The sequence below is a fragment of the Aquimarina addita genome (assembly GCF_039539305.1).
GTDB lineage: Bacteria > Bacteroidota > Bacteroidia > Flavobacteriales > Flavobacteriaceae > Aquimarina > Aquimarina addita.
The window spans coordinates 43535-59466 of sequence record NZ_BAABCW010000016.1; the positions used below are offsets into that span (position 1 = coordinate 43535).

The window sequence follows — 15932 nt, forward strand, 5'->3', positions numbered from 1 at the left end:
ACTGTATTTTTGTACTTCTAATCAATTTTTTAGTTTTAATATTCATATACGCTTATGAACTATATTCTTTTTGATGGTGCATCCAGAGATGCATTATTGCCTTTTACATACACACGACCTGTTGCAGAGATTCGTATAGGAATAACTACTATTAGAGAAAAATGGGAAAAATATTTAGGGAATACTACTTCTACAGTAACAGAAGAATACCTTAGTGATAAATTTCCGATGGTAGAGTTAGCAGAAAATGTAATGATTAACGCATCCTATCTTCCTAATAAAGAATTGACTGAAATGATCAAAAATTTACAACCTGATCAGGCAATTTTTAATGATGACGAACCTATAGCGTTTTATATAAGAGAAGGTCAGGAAGTTGATTTTGAAATATATAAAATCACTCAGTACACAGAAGAAATAATAACTGTTAAAAATACATGGGATATATTCTCAAAGAATGAGCAGGTGATTAATACAGATTTTATAGTACTTACTAAAGATAAGGATAGTCAGCCTATTTCTGATACGAATCAAGTGTTAGCTCCAGAAAACATTTTTATAGAAGAAGGCGCTACTCTGGAGTTTGTTACCTTAAATGCATCTGGAGGACCTATTTATATTGGTAAAGATGCAGAAATTATGGAGGGCAGTATGATCAGAGGACCATTTGTACTAGGAGATCATTCTACAGTAAAAATGGGAGCTAAAATATATGGTGGTACAACCGTAGGGCCTCATTGCAAAATAGGGGGAGAAGTAAGTAACTCTGTATTATTTGGGTATTCTAATAAGGGACATGATGGATTTATGGGTAATTCTGTACTAGGAGAATGGTGTAACATAGGAGCCGATACAAATACCTCTAATCTCAAAAATAATTATGCTCCTGTACGTCTTTGGAGCTACGAAACAGAAGGTTTTGCAAAAACCGGACTTCAATTTTGTGGATTAATGATGGGTGATCATTCTAAATGTGGGATCAATACAATGTTTAATACAGGAACAGTAGTTGGGGTAAACGCCAATGTTTTTGGCAGTGGATTTCCTCGTAACTTTATTCCTAGTTATAGCTGGGGTGGTAGTAGTGGGTTTGTAACTTATTTAACTAAAAAAGCGTTCGAAGTAGCAAAAGTTGTAATGGGCAGGCGTACTTTAGATTTTACAGCGCAAGATGAAAAAATATTAACACACGTTTTTGAAGAAACTCAGAAATGGCGCCAGAATTATGAAGGATAAAAAGAATGAAAAAAGCCATCTTATATAGATGGCTTTTGATATTAATAATATTTGAACGTATAAATTCTTAATTCTTAGTAAAATAATATTCTTCTGTTATAAGACCATCTTCATAATCGTCATAACTATCTTCTATAATCAATTCAGAACTAGAAATGGTAGCATTACCATCAAATAATAGGTAACCATCTTCTTCAATACCTTCATATACTTCGTCACCATCTGTCTCAGTATATTCAAACTCCACTAAAGTAAGTTTACCTTCCTCTTCATCGAATGCCCAGTTACCTGCCGAAGTATAAACATCATCTTGTTCTTCTTGAAAGATAGCGGTACAACTAGTAAAAGAAGCATCGTAATCAAAATCAATGCTTTTTGATGTTGATATATAACTATAAGTTCCATCTTCATTAAAAATGATAGGTAATGAAACCGTTGTATAGCAATATGCATTTTCAATATTTAATTCGGTGCCATTCTCACAAGATAAAGAAGTGTCTTCGCAATCTTCAGAATCAATAGCCTCCTCTATTCCGTTACTAACTGTTTTTGTGTAGTTCCAAGTACCAATTAGGTTAGGGTTACCACCCCAGGCTTCTACTTCTACACATACTTCTACTGGTTGACTGATATTACCAGCATCATCATAAATACAGATAATATAACAAAATTTTCCCGGAGGAACGTTGTCATTAAAATCAACATCTACAGTTACTTCATTATCAACAACTTTTTTTGATTTAGTTGCAAGCTTAGAAGATTTTCTGATTTTTCTAGCAGTAGATTTATTGTAGTAACCTTCAACATCAAAATAATCAGCAACTGCTGTTCCGTCATTAGATTTAATCTGAATATAGGCTCCGGCATAAGAGTCAGGTGCATCAAAGGTAATATCAAAACCATTGTTCAAAAACGCAGATTGTGTTGTGTTGTCTAATGTAAAAGCAAGAGTACCGGTTGGTTGTGGTGCTTCTCCAGTAATTCGTTCTCCTCCTTTAATAGATATATTTTCAGATATTGTAGAAGGGTCTAAAACAGTTTCTTCAGTAGGGTTTGTATCTACAGATAGAAGACCAGCTCCGTCAGAATCATCATCTCCACATGAGATTACTGCTAAAAATAAAGAAGCTGCTAAACATAAATAGGTTTTTTTCATAAGATTTAATTTGTTAGGGATTACATTAAAATCAGCTGCAAATATAATTAAAAAGAGATTAAAAGCAAATAATATCGATGAAATGCTATTTTTTTTAAATAATAGAATCTAAATCTTAATTTTGTTAAAATTTGAAAGAGCTATTTCTTCTCTTCTTTCCAAACTCTTTTTAGGATGAGAAAATTTTGTGGATTGTTAGTCAATCCTTTTACATTTTTCTGCGTAAAACGAACAACTTGATCGTAGTATAAAGGTATAATTGGTGCGTGGGCAATAATGATAGAGTCCATTTTTGCATAGTTTTGCTCTCTTACCTTGTTGTCTTTAATAGAAAAGCTTTCTTCATAAAGTCTATCAAATGTTTCATTTTTGAAGTGCGTGTAGTTAGGACCGTTTGGTGTAAAGTTTTTGCTATAAAAAGGGGATAAGAAATTCTCTGCATCTGGATAATCTGCAATCCAACTTGCTCTAAAAACATCGAGTTCTCCACTCCATTTCTTTTTACGAATGGTAGATGGGGTCATCACATCTACAATAATAGTAAGTCCCATTTTTTCTAGCTCGCGTTGTATAAATTCGCAAATACTTTGATAATTACCATCAGTAGCTATATGAAGGGTAGGATTTTTATTTCCCGATGTTGCAATGTACTCTTTGATAAGAGCGCGAGACTTTGCCGGGTTGTATTCATATCCTTTTTGATTTGTGAACCCAGGAATTCCTTTAGGAATAAATCCATTAACAGCAGGCGTACCAACTCCATTTTTTAGGTACATAATCATTTTTTTTCTGTCAAAACCATGGTTTGCAGCTTTACGGAGTAATGTAGATTGAATTTCATCTTTATCACCATCCAGATAAAACCCAAGGTATTCTGAATTTAAATAAGGACCTTTAGAAATGTTAATTTTATCTGTATATGTATTACGTAACTTACCACTAGGGGTTAAAAGTTCGTCTTTATAAGAAGCGTCAAGGCTATTGAGTAAATCAATATTTCCTTTAGCAAACTGTAGAAATTCTGTTTGCTTGTCTGGTAAAAAAGTAATTGCTACTGCTTCCAGATATGGTAATGGACGCCCTTTTTCATCTTTTTCGAAGTATAGCTCATTACGCCTGAATACAAGTTTTATATTCTCTTCCCATAATTTAAATTTGAATGGCCCCGTTCCAATAGGGTTAGCTCTAAAGTTACTGCCATAGAACGTTACTATTTCTTTGGGAACTACCGAGCAGTAACGCATGCTCATCATTCCTAAAAAAGCCGGGAAAGGCTGTTTTAATTTTATTTTGAAAATTGTATCATTAACCGCCGTGTAGTTTGCTACGTTTTTTAAAACCCAATTACCAGGAGAAGCAACCTTTGGGTCTGATAGTCTATTAAAACTATATTCAAAATCACCAGCAACCACAAGCCGGGTGCTATCCTGAGTTCCAAATTGCACGTGCTTATGAAACTTAATATCATTTCTTAAGGTAAAAGTATAGGTTAAGTTGTCTTCTGAAATGTTCCAGTTTTTGGCAATATCCGGCACAATATGTAAAGAGTCATCCAATTGAACCAATCCGTTAAATAGTTGATTAGTGGACCATATATTAGGCACATCTCTGGCAAAGGCAGGATCCAGAGAACTTATGTTTTCATAGTGATTATACCTGAAAACCTGATGATCTTTATAGTTTTTAGATGATTTTGTACAAGAAGCACATAAAAAACAAAGATAAATGCTTGTAAAGTAATGAATTGTAGTTGTTAAATGATTAGTTTTCAATTTTAGTATACGAATTATTGTTGGTATCTTTGCACCCTTAAATTTACTAAGGAATTCTGATCCTCAGATTGAAATCCTTTCATTTTTTAAACAAAAGAAGGATTCGGCTTGATATCAGAAATGTAAAGTTAAGAAGATACTGAAACAAGTAAAGCATGATTAAGAAAAAAGTCGCTTTTTATACACTGGGTTGTAAACTGAATTTTTCAGAAACTTCAACCATTGCCAGAAATTTTGAAGAGGAGGGGTTTGATCGGGTGGATTTTTCATCTGTTGCGGATATGTATGTAATCAATACATGTTCAGTGACTGATAATGCGGATAAAAAATTTAAAACTATAGTAAAACAAGCACAAAAAGTGAACCCGGATGCCTTTGTGGCTGCTGTGGGTTGTTATGCTCAGTTAAAACCTGAAGAATTAGCAGATGTTGATGGAGTGGATCTAGTGCTCGGTGCAACAGAAAAATTTAAGATTACTGATTATATCAATGATTTGTCCAAAAATGAATATGGACAGATTCATTCCTGTGAGATAGAAGATGCAGATTTTTATGTAGGCAGTTATTCGGTAGGAGATCGTACAAGAGCATTTTTAAAAGTGCAGGATGGTTGTGACTATAAGTGTACCTATTGTACAATTCCATTAGCAAGAGGTATTTCCAGAAGTGATACTTTGTCTAATGTATTACAGAATGCTAGTGAAATTGCAGCAAAAGGAATAAAAGAAATCGTGTTGACAGGTGTTAATATTGGTGACTATGGTAAAGGAGAGTTTGGTAATAAAAAACATGAACATACTTTTTTTGACTTGGTACAGGCATTGGATCAAGTAGCAGGAATCGAACGATTGCGTATTTCTTCGATTGAACCTAATTTATTAAAGGCGGAGACAATTGATTTCGTTTCTAAGTCCAGAACATTTGTTCCGCATTTTCATATTCCCTTACAGTCGGGTAATGATGATATTTTAAAATTGATGAGGCGTAGATACCTTAGTGATGTATACATTGACAGAGTCAAAAAGATTAAGAAAACAATGCCACATGCATGTATAGGTGTGGATGTGATTGTTGGCTTTCCCGGGGAGACTGACGATCATTTTCTGGATACTTATAATTTTTTATCAGAGTTAGATATATCATATCTGCATGTGTTTACCTATTCAGAAAGAGATCATACAGTTGCTGCATCACTAGATGGTGTTGTTTCGCAGAATGTACGTAAGAAAAGAAGTAAAATGTTACGAGGGTTGTCTGTTAAAAAAAGAAGAGCATTTTATGAAAGTCAGTTAGAAACAGAACGAACTGTTTTGTTTGAGTCAGAAAATAAAGAAGGATACATTCATGGTTTTACAGAAAATTATATTAAGGTAAAAATGCCATGGGATCCCTCTTATGTCAATACATTGCATCGAGTAAAATTATTAGAGATTGATGTAGATGGTATAGTGAGATTTAAATTCTTATAATCTTATTTGAATCACAAAAGCCAGCAATTTGCTGGCTTTTATGATTTTTTTCAAAAGAAAAATTTAAATATTGATTCCTACAGGAAGAAGATTCTTGTATTTTCTTTTATTTTTTCGCATAAATTTAGCGATAATAGGACATGTGGGAACTAACCTGCTATTACGATCTTCAATAATATTGAAAACAGCAATGATAAAATCGGTGTCATATCCTTTTTCAATTTGCTCTTCGCTCATTATGAGTTTAGTAAGGAAAATTTTTCTTTCTTGACTTGCATATTCAATTTTTGATTTTTGACCGTCAATAACAATCTCAAATTGTCTCAAAAATTCATTATCAATAACTTCTAATGCCACATCACTCATGTTCTCCATATTTATTTGTTTACCAGTTACTAAATTTTAAGATGGGAAATCTCTATTGTATTTTTACCATACTAATTAACCTTTCACTTTAACAAGTAGATTGCTAAAATATAATCTATTTAAAAAACGTTTGTAATTTATGTATAGTTAAGATTCGTTAAATAAAAATTTATTTCTACTAATTTAATTCCCCAATTACTTTTTTCTACAAAACTATTCCTATAATTTTGATGTGCAAAGATAAGAAAATTAGCATTTTAAATGCTAAAAATGATGTTAAAATACCTATGATGGAGGAAGTTACCCATGTTTATTTTGTGCCAGGTATGGCCGCTGATGTTTCAATTTTTGAATATATAAATCTTCCTAATGATAAATATCAAGTGCATACAATACCATGGAAAATTCCGATTAAAGATGAAAATATCCAGGTTTATGCTAAGCGGATGTGTAAAGAGGTTTTTCATGAAAACTGTGTACTCATAGGTGTTTCCTTTGGTGGTATCGTTGCTCAGGAAATGAGTAGGTTTCTTGATGTTAAAAAGCTAATTATTATTTCTAGTATTAAAAGTAAGCATGAATTACCCAGTCGTTTAAAAGTGATGGGTAAAATTAAAGCTTATAAAATATTACCAACGTTTATTATCTCTAAAATTGATAATTGGGAAAAGCTTGCTTTTGGAGATTTTGCAAAAAAACGAGCCGTCATGTATCAAAGATATTTGTCGGTTAATGATAAAAATTATCTTGATTGGTCAATTAAGAATATTGTGTGTTGGGATCAGGAGGAGGTGATCGAAGGGATCGTTCATATACACGGTGATAAAGACATTATTTTTCCGATACAAAATATAGAGAATTGTATTAAGGTAAAAAATGGAACCCATGTTATGATTGTTAATCGTGCTAAGTGGTTTAATGCACATTTACCAGAAATAATTGAAGAATAGTTGTCATTAATCCGATATTTTATGTATTTTGTGGAATTAGAAATAGTTCCCCAACAAAATTTACCTACATAATGAAAGTAATAAAAGGAGTTTTAGTTTTTTTAGGTGTGTTATTCACATTTAGTATTCTTGTAAATGCCACGCAGGAGGAAATACAGAAGCCTGCTCAGCAAGAAGTGTTAGAAGAAAAATTGATCAATGACTATAATGTGTATGCGGTTCCCATGCCCGCTAATCTTAATTTTGCTGGAGAATTAGTACCTGTAGAAAATCCAGATATTAGCGAGCGTATGGATAGAGAATTATTGGTAAATACATATTGGCAATCTAATGGTTTGTTAATTTTTAAACGAGCTCACAAGTATTTTCCGATGATAGAAGCTATTTTGAAAGAACAGGAAGTTCCAGAAGATTTTAAATATTTAGCGGTTATTGAAAGTGGTTTAACACAAGCTGTTTCGCCTGCAAAGGCTACAGGTTTTTGGCAAATTATGAAGGCTACAGGAAAAGAGTATGGTTTAGAAGTAAATGAAAATGTAGATGAACGATATCATATTGAAAAATCAACTGTTGTTGCTTGTAAATACTTAAAAGCTGCTAAAGAACGTTTTGGTAGTTGGACATTAGCTGCCGCAGCGTATAACGCAGGAAGTGGAGGAATTAATAAGCAATTGACAAGACAAAAAGCTACTTCTTATTACGATCTTTTACTAGGGCAGGAAACTGGTAGATATGTTTTTAGAATTATTGCTTTGAAGGAAATACTAAGTAATCCAAAAAAATACGGGTTTAATTTTAATGAAGCTGACTTGTATAAAGATGTACCTACTTTCAATGTATTAGTTGAGGAGCCTATTCCGGATTTTAATGAATTTGCTGCTAAGCATGGTATTAATTACAAGATTTTAAAAATTCATAATCCATGGTTAAGAGAAACCAATCTTAATAATTCTTCGGGAAAAGAATATTTTATAAAAATACCCAAAGCTGGATATTATACATCAGGAGTAGGACAATAGCTTTTAAAACTCTTATTTAGAATTTGGTATATGTCATAATAAATATGCAATAGCAACTTGTTTTTTAGAATACTAATAATTTATTAAGCAAAACTTCTTCAATTGTTGTAAAATTGTAGGATGGATATATTTACAGTTTTTTCATTAATTTTTATTGGTATTCTTGCTGGTTTTCTAAGCGGAATTATGGGGATTGGAGGTAGTGTAGTTATGATACCTCTTTTAATCTTGTGGGTTGGATTTTCACAACACGAAGCACAGGGTACAAGCCTTGCTGTATTATCTATCCCAGTGACTTTATTAGCAGCATTTAATTATTATAAGGAAGGGTACGTAAATTGGAAATTTGCTTTGATCATTGCGATTACCTTTATTGTTGGTGGATATATAGGTAGTAAGTTTGCAATCTCTATTAATCAGGGATTGTTAAAGAAAATATTTGGAGGTGTTCTTTTAATAGTGGCGCTAAAAATGATTTTTAGTAAATAGAAATCTTCTGTCTGATCAATACAACAGAGTGTTAGTTGGGATTACTTTTGATGGAATCTTTTTCACGTTGATAACGCTCATATTCTTCATCAATAGCACGCTCTTCATCCGTTCTATTATCTTTTTTACCTTTTTTTGGTTTGTCATTTTCCTCATCAGAATCATTTGTTTCGCTAACAGGAGGGTTTGCATCCAGATCTGCTATTAGAAGAGAAACTCCCTTAGATAAAGAGTTATAATGAATAGTATATGAGTTACTGAGGGTTTCACTAGAATGATGCGTGGCTACTTTTCGAATATCTAATATTTTCTTATCAGTATTCATGAAATACATCATAGGGAAACCAAGTGCGTGTTTAAGATTGTTTATGATATAAGAATCCTGATTCGATTTTTCATTGACATATAATAATTGGACGTTATCACTATACTCTTTAACTTTTTCATTAACATCCTCCTTAGAATTCCAAAATAGAACAATAAAATCAATCTGATCATGAAACTGGTCTACTAAATCATTTAATGCAGGAATCTCACCATCACCAGGAACACACCAGGTAGCATAAGAAATAAGGAATACTGGTTTTTCAAATTCCTTAAAAGTGATAGGATCTCCTTTTAATGGATTCATTTTAAAATTATCCATGTAGGTACCAGTAAGATGATTATCGACTAATGAGTCGAAGAGGAACTTAGCATATTCTAAGTCCTGATCCTTAAAAGCAGCGTTACTTTTAAGGTTATATTTATGAATATGTGCCGCTATAGCAACTGAAAAAGGTATTTTTGTTTCTGGCTGTGCAAATGCACTGCTCATATATAAAAAGAGTATCCCTACAACTAATATTTTCTTCATTACAATTTAATTACGGTAGCTAATGTACTATAAAGTACTTAAAAATAACAGTTTTAGCCTTGTAAAACCTTGTTTTCCCTTAACAAATTAAAAACTGACTGATCTGCAAACTACTAAATAACGTAATTATAATAGCAATTAGTGTGCCTAGATCTTTTTCATTTGTTGCTTCATCATTTTTATTTGTTCAGTAAGCATATTGTTTTTATCCAATTTCTTAGCTTCGGTAAGCAAGCTTTGTGCTTCTCTCTTGCGTCTTTTTGTCATCGCAAATCCTGCTAAGTTAAGTTTAGCAACTGCAAGATATTGATCCATTGATAACCCCAGCTTGATCGCTTTTTTAAAATATTTCTCTGCTTGAGTGATGTTAGTTTGAGATGATATTGTACCTAATAAAAAATTATAAAACCCCTGTTGCTTTGTAGTAAGTGCAGTTTCGGGATCTTTAATTTTGTCTAACCATTTTTTTGCACCATCAAAGTCTTGCTTACGCATCTTATTAAATGAAAGAAGAATAAATTCATTTTTAAAATAAAGGAAGACAAAAAATAATGATAATAATAAAAGCATGATGCCATTACCTATATACCCTTCTATCATTTGCCAGATGGCTAATCCAACAATTATTGCTGCAATTATTAGTTTAAAATTTTTATTATACATGAAATGTGTTGTTTTTTTATCGCGGCAAAGGTAATAAAAACAATTAAAAATAATTTGATAATTAGGTTTGTCAAAGTAAAAACTCTTTGTATATTTGCCCGCAGTTTTGAGGAGAGTGTCCTTGAAAATTAATATAGATATTTCAAGAAGATTTTATAAATTATAGATAGCAATGAAAAGAACGTTTCAACCATCGAAGAGAAAGAGAAAAAACAAACACGGTTTTAGAGAGCGTATGGCTTCTGCTAATGGTAGAAAGGTGTTAGCTCGTAGAAGAGCTAAAGGAAGAAAAAAACTATCTGTTTCTTCAGAATTAAGACATAAGCACTAATGATGTAGTGGTTTAAAAATATTAAGGTGTTACTTTTATGAGTAACGCCTTTTTTTATATCTCGTCGTTTCAAAACTTTTATAAAATTTCAAAACCAACATTAAAATGCCAAAAAACCAAAAACTCAAAAGTATATTGATCATCGGATCTGGTCCAATCGTAATTGGACAAGCCTGTGAGTTTGATTATTCAGGTACACAAGCTTTAAGATCTCTACATGAAGATGGAATAGAAACGATTTTGATCAATTCTAATCCCGCAACAATAATGACTGATCCTTCTATGGCTGATCATGTGTATCTAAAACCATTGAATACTAAGTCTATTATTGAGATTTTAAAAGAGCATCCGCAAATAGACGCTGTATTACCGACGATGGGTGGGCAGACAGCTTTAAACTTATGTATTGAGGCGGATGAAAAAGGTATCTGGAAGGATTTTGATGTAGAAATTATTGGTGTTGACATTGATGCTATTAATATAACAGAAGACAGAGAGAAGTTTAAGAATTTAATGCATGATATTGGAATTCCAATGGCACCTCAATCGAGAGCAGGTTCATATCTGAAAGGAAAAGAAATAGCTCAGGAGTATGGTTTTCCTTTGGTAATTAGAGCATCATATACGCTGGGTGGAGCAGGTGCATCTTTTGTGTTCAAAGAAGAGGATTTTGATGAGTTGTTGACACGTGGGCTTGAAATTTCTCCTATCCATGAGGTGATGATTGATAAAGCACTCATCGGGTGGAAAGAATATGAATTAGAGCTTCTTAGAGATGATAATGATAATGTGGTTATAATCTGTACTATTGAAAATATGGATCCTATGGGGATTCATACAGGAGACTCAATTACAGTTGCTCCTGCAATGACATTAAGTGATAAAGCCTTTCAGCGAATGCGTGATATGGCAATTCATATGATGCGTAGCATAGGAGATTTTGCAGGAGGGTGTAATGTACAATTTGCGGTGAGTCCAGATGAAAAAGAAGACATTATTGCAATAGAAATTAATCCTCGTGTTTCACGTTCCTCTGCTTTAGCATCAAAAGCAACGGGGTACCCTATAGCAAAGATAGCTGCTAAATTAGCGATTGGTTATACACTCGATGAATTAGATAATCAGATAACAAAATCAACTTCGGCACTGTTTGAACCAACATTGGATTATGTAATTGTGAAAATTCCAAGATGGAACTTTGATAAGTTTGAGGGATCAGATAGAACACTAGGTCTGCAGATGAAATCAGTAGGTGAGGTGATGGGGATTGGTCGTTCTTTTCAGGAAGCATTACATAAAGCAACACAATCTCTTGAGATTAAGCGAAATGGATTAGGTGCTGATGGCAAAGGTTATAAAGATTATGATCAAATCATTGAGAAGCTTACCTATGCCAGTTGGGATAGAGTATTTGTAATTTATGATGCGATCCAAATGGGGATTCCATTAAGTAGAATCCATGAGATTACTAAGATCGATATGTGGTTTCTTAAGCAATATGAAGAATTATATTTCTTAGAAAAAGAAATTTCTACTTATACGATACAATCCTTAACCAAAGATTTGTTATTAGAAGCAAAACAAAAAGGATTTGCAGATCGACAGATTGCTCATATGGTAGGTTGTTATGAAAGTGAAGTATATACCAAAAGAGATGAACTTGGTGTTAATCGTGTATACAAGTTGGTAGATACCTGCGCCGCAGAATTTAAAGCCATGACCCCTTATTTCTATTCTACTTTTGAAGCAGAAATAGAAACACCTGATGGTACGGTGTATGTAGAGAATGAAAGTAAGGTTACAGATAAAAAGAAAATAGTAGTACTCGGATCAGGACCTAATCGTATTGGACAAGGTATTGAATTTGATTATTGCTGTGTTCACGGAGTATTAGCATCAGCAGAATGTGGCTATGAGACTATTATGATTAATTGTAATCCGGAAACAGTATCTACAGATTTTGATACGGCGGATAAACTATATTTTGAACCTGTTTTTTGGGAACATATATATGATATTATACGTCACGAAAAACCAGAAGGTGTAATTGTGCAGCTTGGAGGACAGACAGCCTTGAAGTTAGCTGAAAAACTAGATCGATATGGTATAAAAATTATGGGAACTAGCTATCAGGCTTTGGATTTAGCTGAAGATAGAGGTAGCTTTTCCAGTTTATTAAAAGAAAATAATATTCCGTATCCTGAGTTTGATATAGCAGAAACGGCAGATGAAGCGCTAAAAGTTGCTGATAAATTAGATTTTCCAATATTAGTTCGCCCGTCTTACGTATTAGGAGGTCAGGGAATGAAGATTGTAATTAATAAACAGGAGCTAGAGGAGCATGTGGTAGATTTATTGAGTAAAATGCCTAATAATAAATTACTACTGGATCATTATCTGGATGGTGCTATAGAGGCTGAAGCTGATGCTATATGTGATGGAGAAAATGTTTATATTATAGGTATCATGGAGCATATTGAACCTTGTGGAATTCATTCTGGAGATTCTAATGCCACTTTGCCGCCATTTAATCTGGGTGAGTTCGTTATGCAGCAAATAAAAGATCACACTCAGAAAATTGCATTAGCGCTCAATACAGTAGGATTGATTAATATACAATTTGCCATCAAAAACGATATTGTATATATTATTGAAGCTAATCCCAGAGCATCCAGAACCGTACCTTTTATAGCAAAAGCATATGGTGAGCCTTATGTTAACTATGCTACAAAAGTAATGCTGGGCGAAAAGAAAGTAACTGATTTTGACTTTAATCCACACTTAAATGGTTATGCAATAAAACAACCTGTATTTTCTTTCAATAAATTTCCTAACGTAAATAAAAAATTAGGTCCGGAGATGAAGAGTACAGGAGAAAGTATTTTGTTTATAGATGACCTTAAAGATGATCAGTTTTATGACTTGTACTCCAGACGTAAGATGTACTTAAGTAAATAGAATCAGAGTTAAAAGAAGAAGTAGTTTTTACTTCTTCTTTTTTAAGAAAAATAGCGAAAGCTCAGTAATCAATTGTTACTGAGCTTTCGCTATTTTAATAATGATCTATACTAATTTTTGATTTATGGAAAGGGAAAAAATCAAGCTAATAATGTCTATACTTTTACTTTTTTATGCTTTTAATATAGTACTTATATTACCTAGTTATTTGTGTGTATGAGGAGCTTAATAACCTATTCCTTTTTGACCTATGTTACATAATAGATTCTTTTTGATTATATCTTTATCTCTACTTATAATGTCTTCCTGTGTTCAAAATAAGGAGGATGAAAAAGAACCTGTTTCCGTTTTCTCTGATCCTATTGATGCAAAAGTAGCAAAGCTTTTAACTGCTATGACAATAGAAGAGAAAATTGGTCAAATGACTCAGATTACAATCACAGCTTTAGAAGAAGAAGGAAACCCTGGAGTTTTAGATAGTATTAAACTAAAGGAGGCTATTCAGAAATATAAAATAGGTTCTATCTTAAATGTACCAAATCCGGGAGCTCCAACACCAAAACGATGGAACGAAATTTTAATGAGAATTTTAGATGAAACAAATAAAACGGACAAAAAAATTCCAATAGTGTACGGCATAGATGCTATTCATGGAGCAAGTTATACAAATGGTGCAGTTTTATTTCCTCAACAAATTGGTTTAGCTGCTACCTGGGATCCAGAATTAGTAGAAAAGTGCGCTGTAGTTTCGGCTTATGAAACAAGAGCTTCTTCTATTCCTTGGGTCTTTTCACCAGATCTTGATTTGCCTAGAAGTCCGGTTTGGTCTAGAATGTGGGAATCTTTTGGAGAAGATACATATCTATCTTCTCAAATGGGAGTTGCAATGGTAAAAGGTTTTCAAGGAGAGGACATTGGTAGTTATAATAAAGTAGCCACTTGTATCAAACATTTTATTGGGTATGGGAGTACAACGACAGGTAAAGACAGAACTCCCAGCCTAATTCCAGAAAGAATACTAAGGCAATATGATTTACCTATTTTTAAAAAAAGTATAGATGCAGGTGCAAAAAGTGTAATGATTAGCTCTGGAGAAATAAATGGAGTTCCGGTACATGCCAGTAAAAAAATGATTACAACGATTTTAAAAAATGAACTGGGGTTTAAAGGGGTAGTGATTACTGATTGGGATGATATTGTTTTTTTACACACAAGGCATAAAGTAGCATCATCTATGCGTGAAGCTGTTAAAAAAGCAGTGTTAGCAGGGATTGATATGAGTATGGTGCCTTATAACTATGCTTTTGCAGAAGAATTGTTGTCTCTGGTCAATGATGGAGAAGTGCCCATGTCTCGAATCAATGATGCAGTAGGTAGGATTTTAAGAATGAAATATGAATTAGATTTATTTAGAACAGCAGTCACTGATCCTGTTGATTATCCTGATTTTGGATCTGACTCCTCTATTGCTTTATCATACATTGCAGCTTCAGAATCCATTACTTTGTTGAAAAACAATGAAGATATATTACCATTAGAAAAAGGAAAAAAAATCTTGATCACGGGACCTACAGCGAATAGTATGAAATATCTTAATGGTGGGTGGTCTTATACTTGGCAAGGAGATCAGAGTGATCTATATGCTAACGATAAATTAACAATTTTAGAAGCTTTTAAGGAAAAGATTGGGGATAAAAATGTGCTCTATACACCTGGAGTTTCTATTTCTAAAGAAATTAATATTGCTAAAGCAGTTTCTCTTGCAAGACAAGCGTCTTATATAATTTTATGCTTGGGAGAACATAACTATACAGAGACTCCAGGTGATATTAATGATTTAACAATAACCAAACCTCAAATAAAATTGGCGTTGGCACTAGCAAAATTAAACAAGCCTGTTATTTTGGTACTCAATGAGGGCAGACCAAGAATTATTAGTGAATTTGAAGATAAAATGGATGCAGTTGTACAATGCTATCTTTCCGGAAACGAAGGGGGTAGAGCGCTTGTGGATATTGTTTACGGAACTATTAACCCTAGTGGGAAATTACCTTATAATTATCCTCGATATGTTAATTCTTTAGAAAAGTATAATAGGAAATCGACAGAAAATTTAGGAGATGATGAGCAAAATGATATTTCTGGTTATCAAAAAAGTTATTTTCCTCAGTACGAGTTTGGTTATGGACTTTCTTATACCACGTTTTCTTATAAAAATTTAATTTTGGACAAAGTTTTTATTGAGAGAGGTCACACAATTAATATAACCGTAGAAGTTCAGAATACAGGAACCAGAAAAGGAAAAGAAGTAGTTCAGTTATATCTAAGCGATATGTATTCAAGTATTACCCCAGAAGTGAAGAGACTGCAAGGTTTTAAAAAAATTGAGTTACAACCAGGAGAAATGAAAAAAGTTTCTTTTGAAATAGATATAGATGATCTCAAATTTGTTGATGAACATAATAAATGGATTGCTGAGTTTGGAGAGTTTGAGGTAAATATTGGTGGATTGACAAAGAAATTTGAACTTGAAAAAGTGATGTAATACTAGTGTTTCCTATAGATTATAATCATTTTAATATTTAAAATAGATTTTTTTGTCTAATATTAAATAATTATGTTAAATTTATGCAAAATAATATTAGGGCTTTATAATATTAAATAGTA

General features: G+C 32.8%; 13 protein-coding genes. 8 read left to right on the plus strand and 5 right to left on the minus strand.

Translation table 11 applies throughout. From position 1 onward, the window contains the following. The first annotated feature begins 54 nt into the window (after positions 1-54). Positions 55-1236, plus strand: a complete 1182-nt coding sequence (locus ABD816_RS16725; protein ID WP_344929331.1) for a GlmU family protein — start codon at positions 55-57, stop codon at positions 1234-1236. A gap of 67 nt (positions 1237-1303) precedes the next feature. On the opposite strand, the gene ABD816_RS16730 is transcribed toward ABD816_RS16725, so the two are convergent. Next, positions 1304-2392 (minus strand): hypothetical protein, encoded by a 1089-nt coding sequence (locus ABD816_RS16730; protein WP_344929334.1) that lies wholly within the window; start codon positions 2390-2392, stop codon positions 1304-1306. 140 nt (positions 2393-2532) lie between these two features. After that, on the minus strand, positions 2533-4164 hold the full coding sequence (locus ABD816_RS16735) for an ABC transporter substrate-binding protein (RefSeq protein WP_425549122.1): 1632 nt from the start codon (positions 4162-4164) through the stop codon (positions 2533-2535). 155 nt (positions 4165-4319) lie between these two features. On the opposite strand from ABD816_RS16735, the gene mtaB reads away from it, so the two are divergent. Next, positions 4320-5633 carry a tRNA (N(6)-L-threonylcarbamoyladenosine(37)-C(2))-methylthiotransferase MtaB gene (mtaB, locus tag ABD816_RS16740; RefSeq protein WP_344929335.1) on the plus strand — a complete coding sequence of 438 codons (1314 nt, stop codon included), beginning with the start codon at positions 4320-4322 and terminating at the stop codon, positions 5631-5633. Positions 5634-5696: 63 nt separating this feature from the next. Here the strand turns inward: mtaB and ABD816_RS16745 are convergent, their stop codons facing one another. After that, positions 5697-5999, minus strand: coding sequence for a GNAT family N-acetyltransferase (locus ABD816_RS16745; RefSeq protein WP_344929404.1), 303 nt, complete (start codon positions 5997-5999; stop codon positions 5697-5699). Between the two features lie 230 nt (positions 6000-6229). Here ABD816_RS16745 and ABD816_RS16750 point away from each other — a divergent pair, with 230 nt between their 5' ends. The 3 genes from ABD816_RS16750 to ABD816_RS16760 all read left to right on the plus strand — a co-directional run bounded on the left by ABD816_RS16750 (position 6230) and on the right by ABD816_RS16760 (position 8457). Then, positions 6230-6949 carry an alpha/beta hydrolase gene (locus ABD816_RS16750; protein ID WP_344929336.1) on the plus strand — a complete coding sequence of 240 codons (720 nt, stop codon included), beginning with the start codon at positions 6230-6232 and terminating at the stop codon, positions 6947-6949. 71 nt (positions 6950-7020) lie between these two features. Further along, the gene (locus ABD816_RS16755) at positions 7021-7968 is read left to right on the plus strand and encodes a lytic transglycosylase domain-containing protein (RefSeq protein WP_344929338.1); all 948 of its coding nucleotides are present in this window, start codon (positions 7021-7023) and stop codon (positions 7966-7968) included. A 120-nt stretch (positions 7969-8088) separates the two neighbouring features. Next, a complete protein-coding gene (locus ABD816_RS16760) occupies positions 8089-8457 on the plus strand; it encodes a sulfite exporter TauE/SafE family protein (RefSeq protein WP_344929339.1) in 369 nt (122 codons plus the stop codon). 31 nt (positions 8458-8488) lie between these two features. On the opposite strand, the gene ABD816_RS16765 is transcribed toward ABD816_RS16760, so the two are convergent. Both ABD816_RS16765 and ABD816_RS16770 read right to left on the minus strand, forming a co-directional pair. Continuing rightward, the gene (locus ABD816_RS16765; RefSeq protein ID WP_344929340.1) at positions 8489-9313 is read right to left on the minus strand and encodes a TlpA family protein disulfide reductase; all 825 of its coding nucleotides are present in this window, start codon (positions 9311-9313) and stop codon (positions 8489-8491) included. Between the two features lie 147 nt (positions 9314-9460). Beyond that, on the minus strand, positions 9461-9976 hold the full coding sequence (locus tag ABD816_RS16770) for a DUF2892 domain-containing protein (protein ID WP_344929342.1): 516 nt from the start codon (positions 9974-9976) through the stop codon (positions 9461-9463). A 172-nt stretch (positions 9977-10148) separates the two neighbouring features. Between ABD816_RS16770 and rpmH the strand changes: the two genes are divergently transcribed. From rpmH to ABD816_RS16785, 3 genes are all read left to right on the plus strand, one after another. Beyond that, a complete protein-coding gene (rpmH, locus tag ABD816_RS16775; protein ID WP_081414554.1) occupies positions 10149-10307 on the plus strand; it encodes a 50S ribosomal protein L34 in 159 nt (52 codons plus the stop codon). Between the two features lie 105 nt (positions 10308-10412). Next, entirely contained in the window at positions 10413-13265 is a 2853-nt protein-coding gene (carB, locus tag ABD816_RS16780) for a carbamoyl-phosphate synthase large subunit (protein ID WP_344929344.1), read from the plus strand. 298 nt (positions 13266-13563) lie between these two features. Next, positions 13564-15810, plus strand: coding sequence for a glycoside hydrolase family 3 N-terminal domain-containing protein (locus ABD816_RS16785; protein ID WP_344929346.1), 2247 nt, complete (start codon positions 13564-13566; stop codon positions 15808-15810). Positions 15811-15932: the final 122 nt, after the last annotated feature.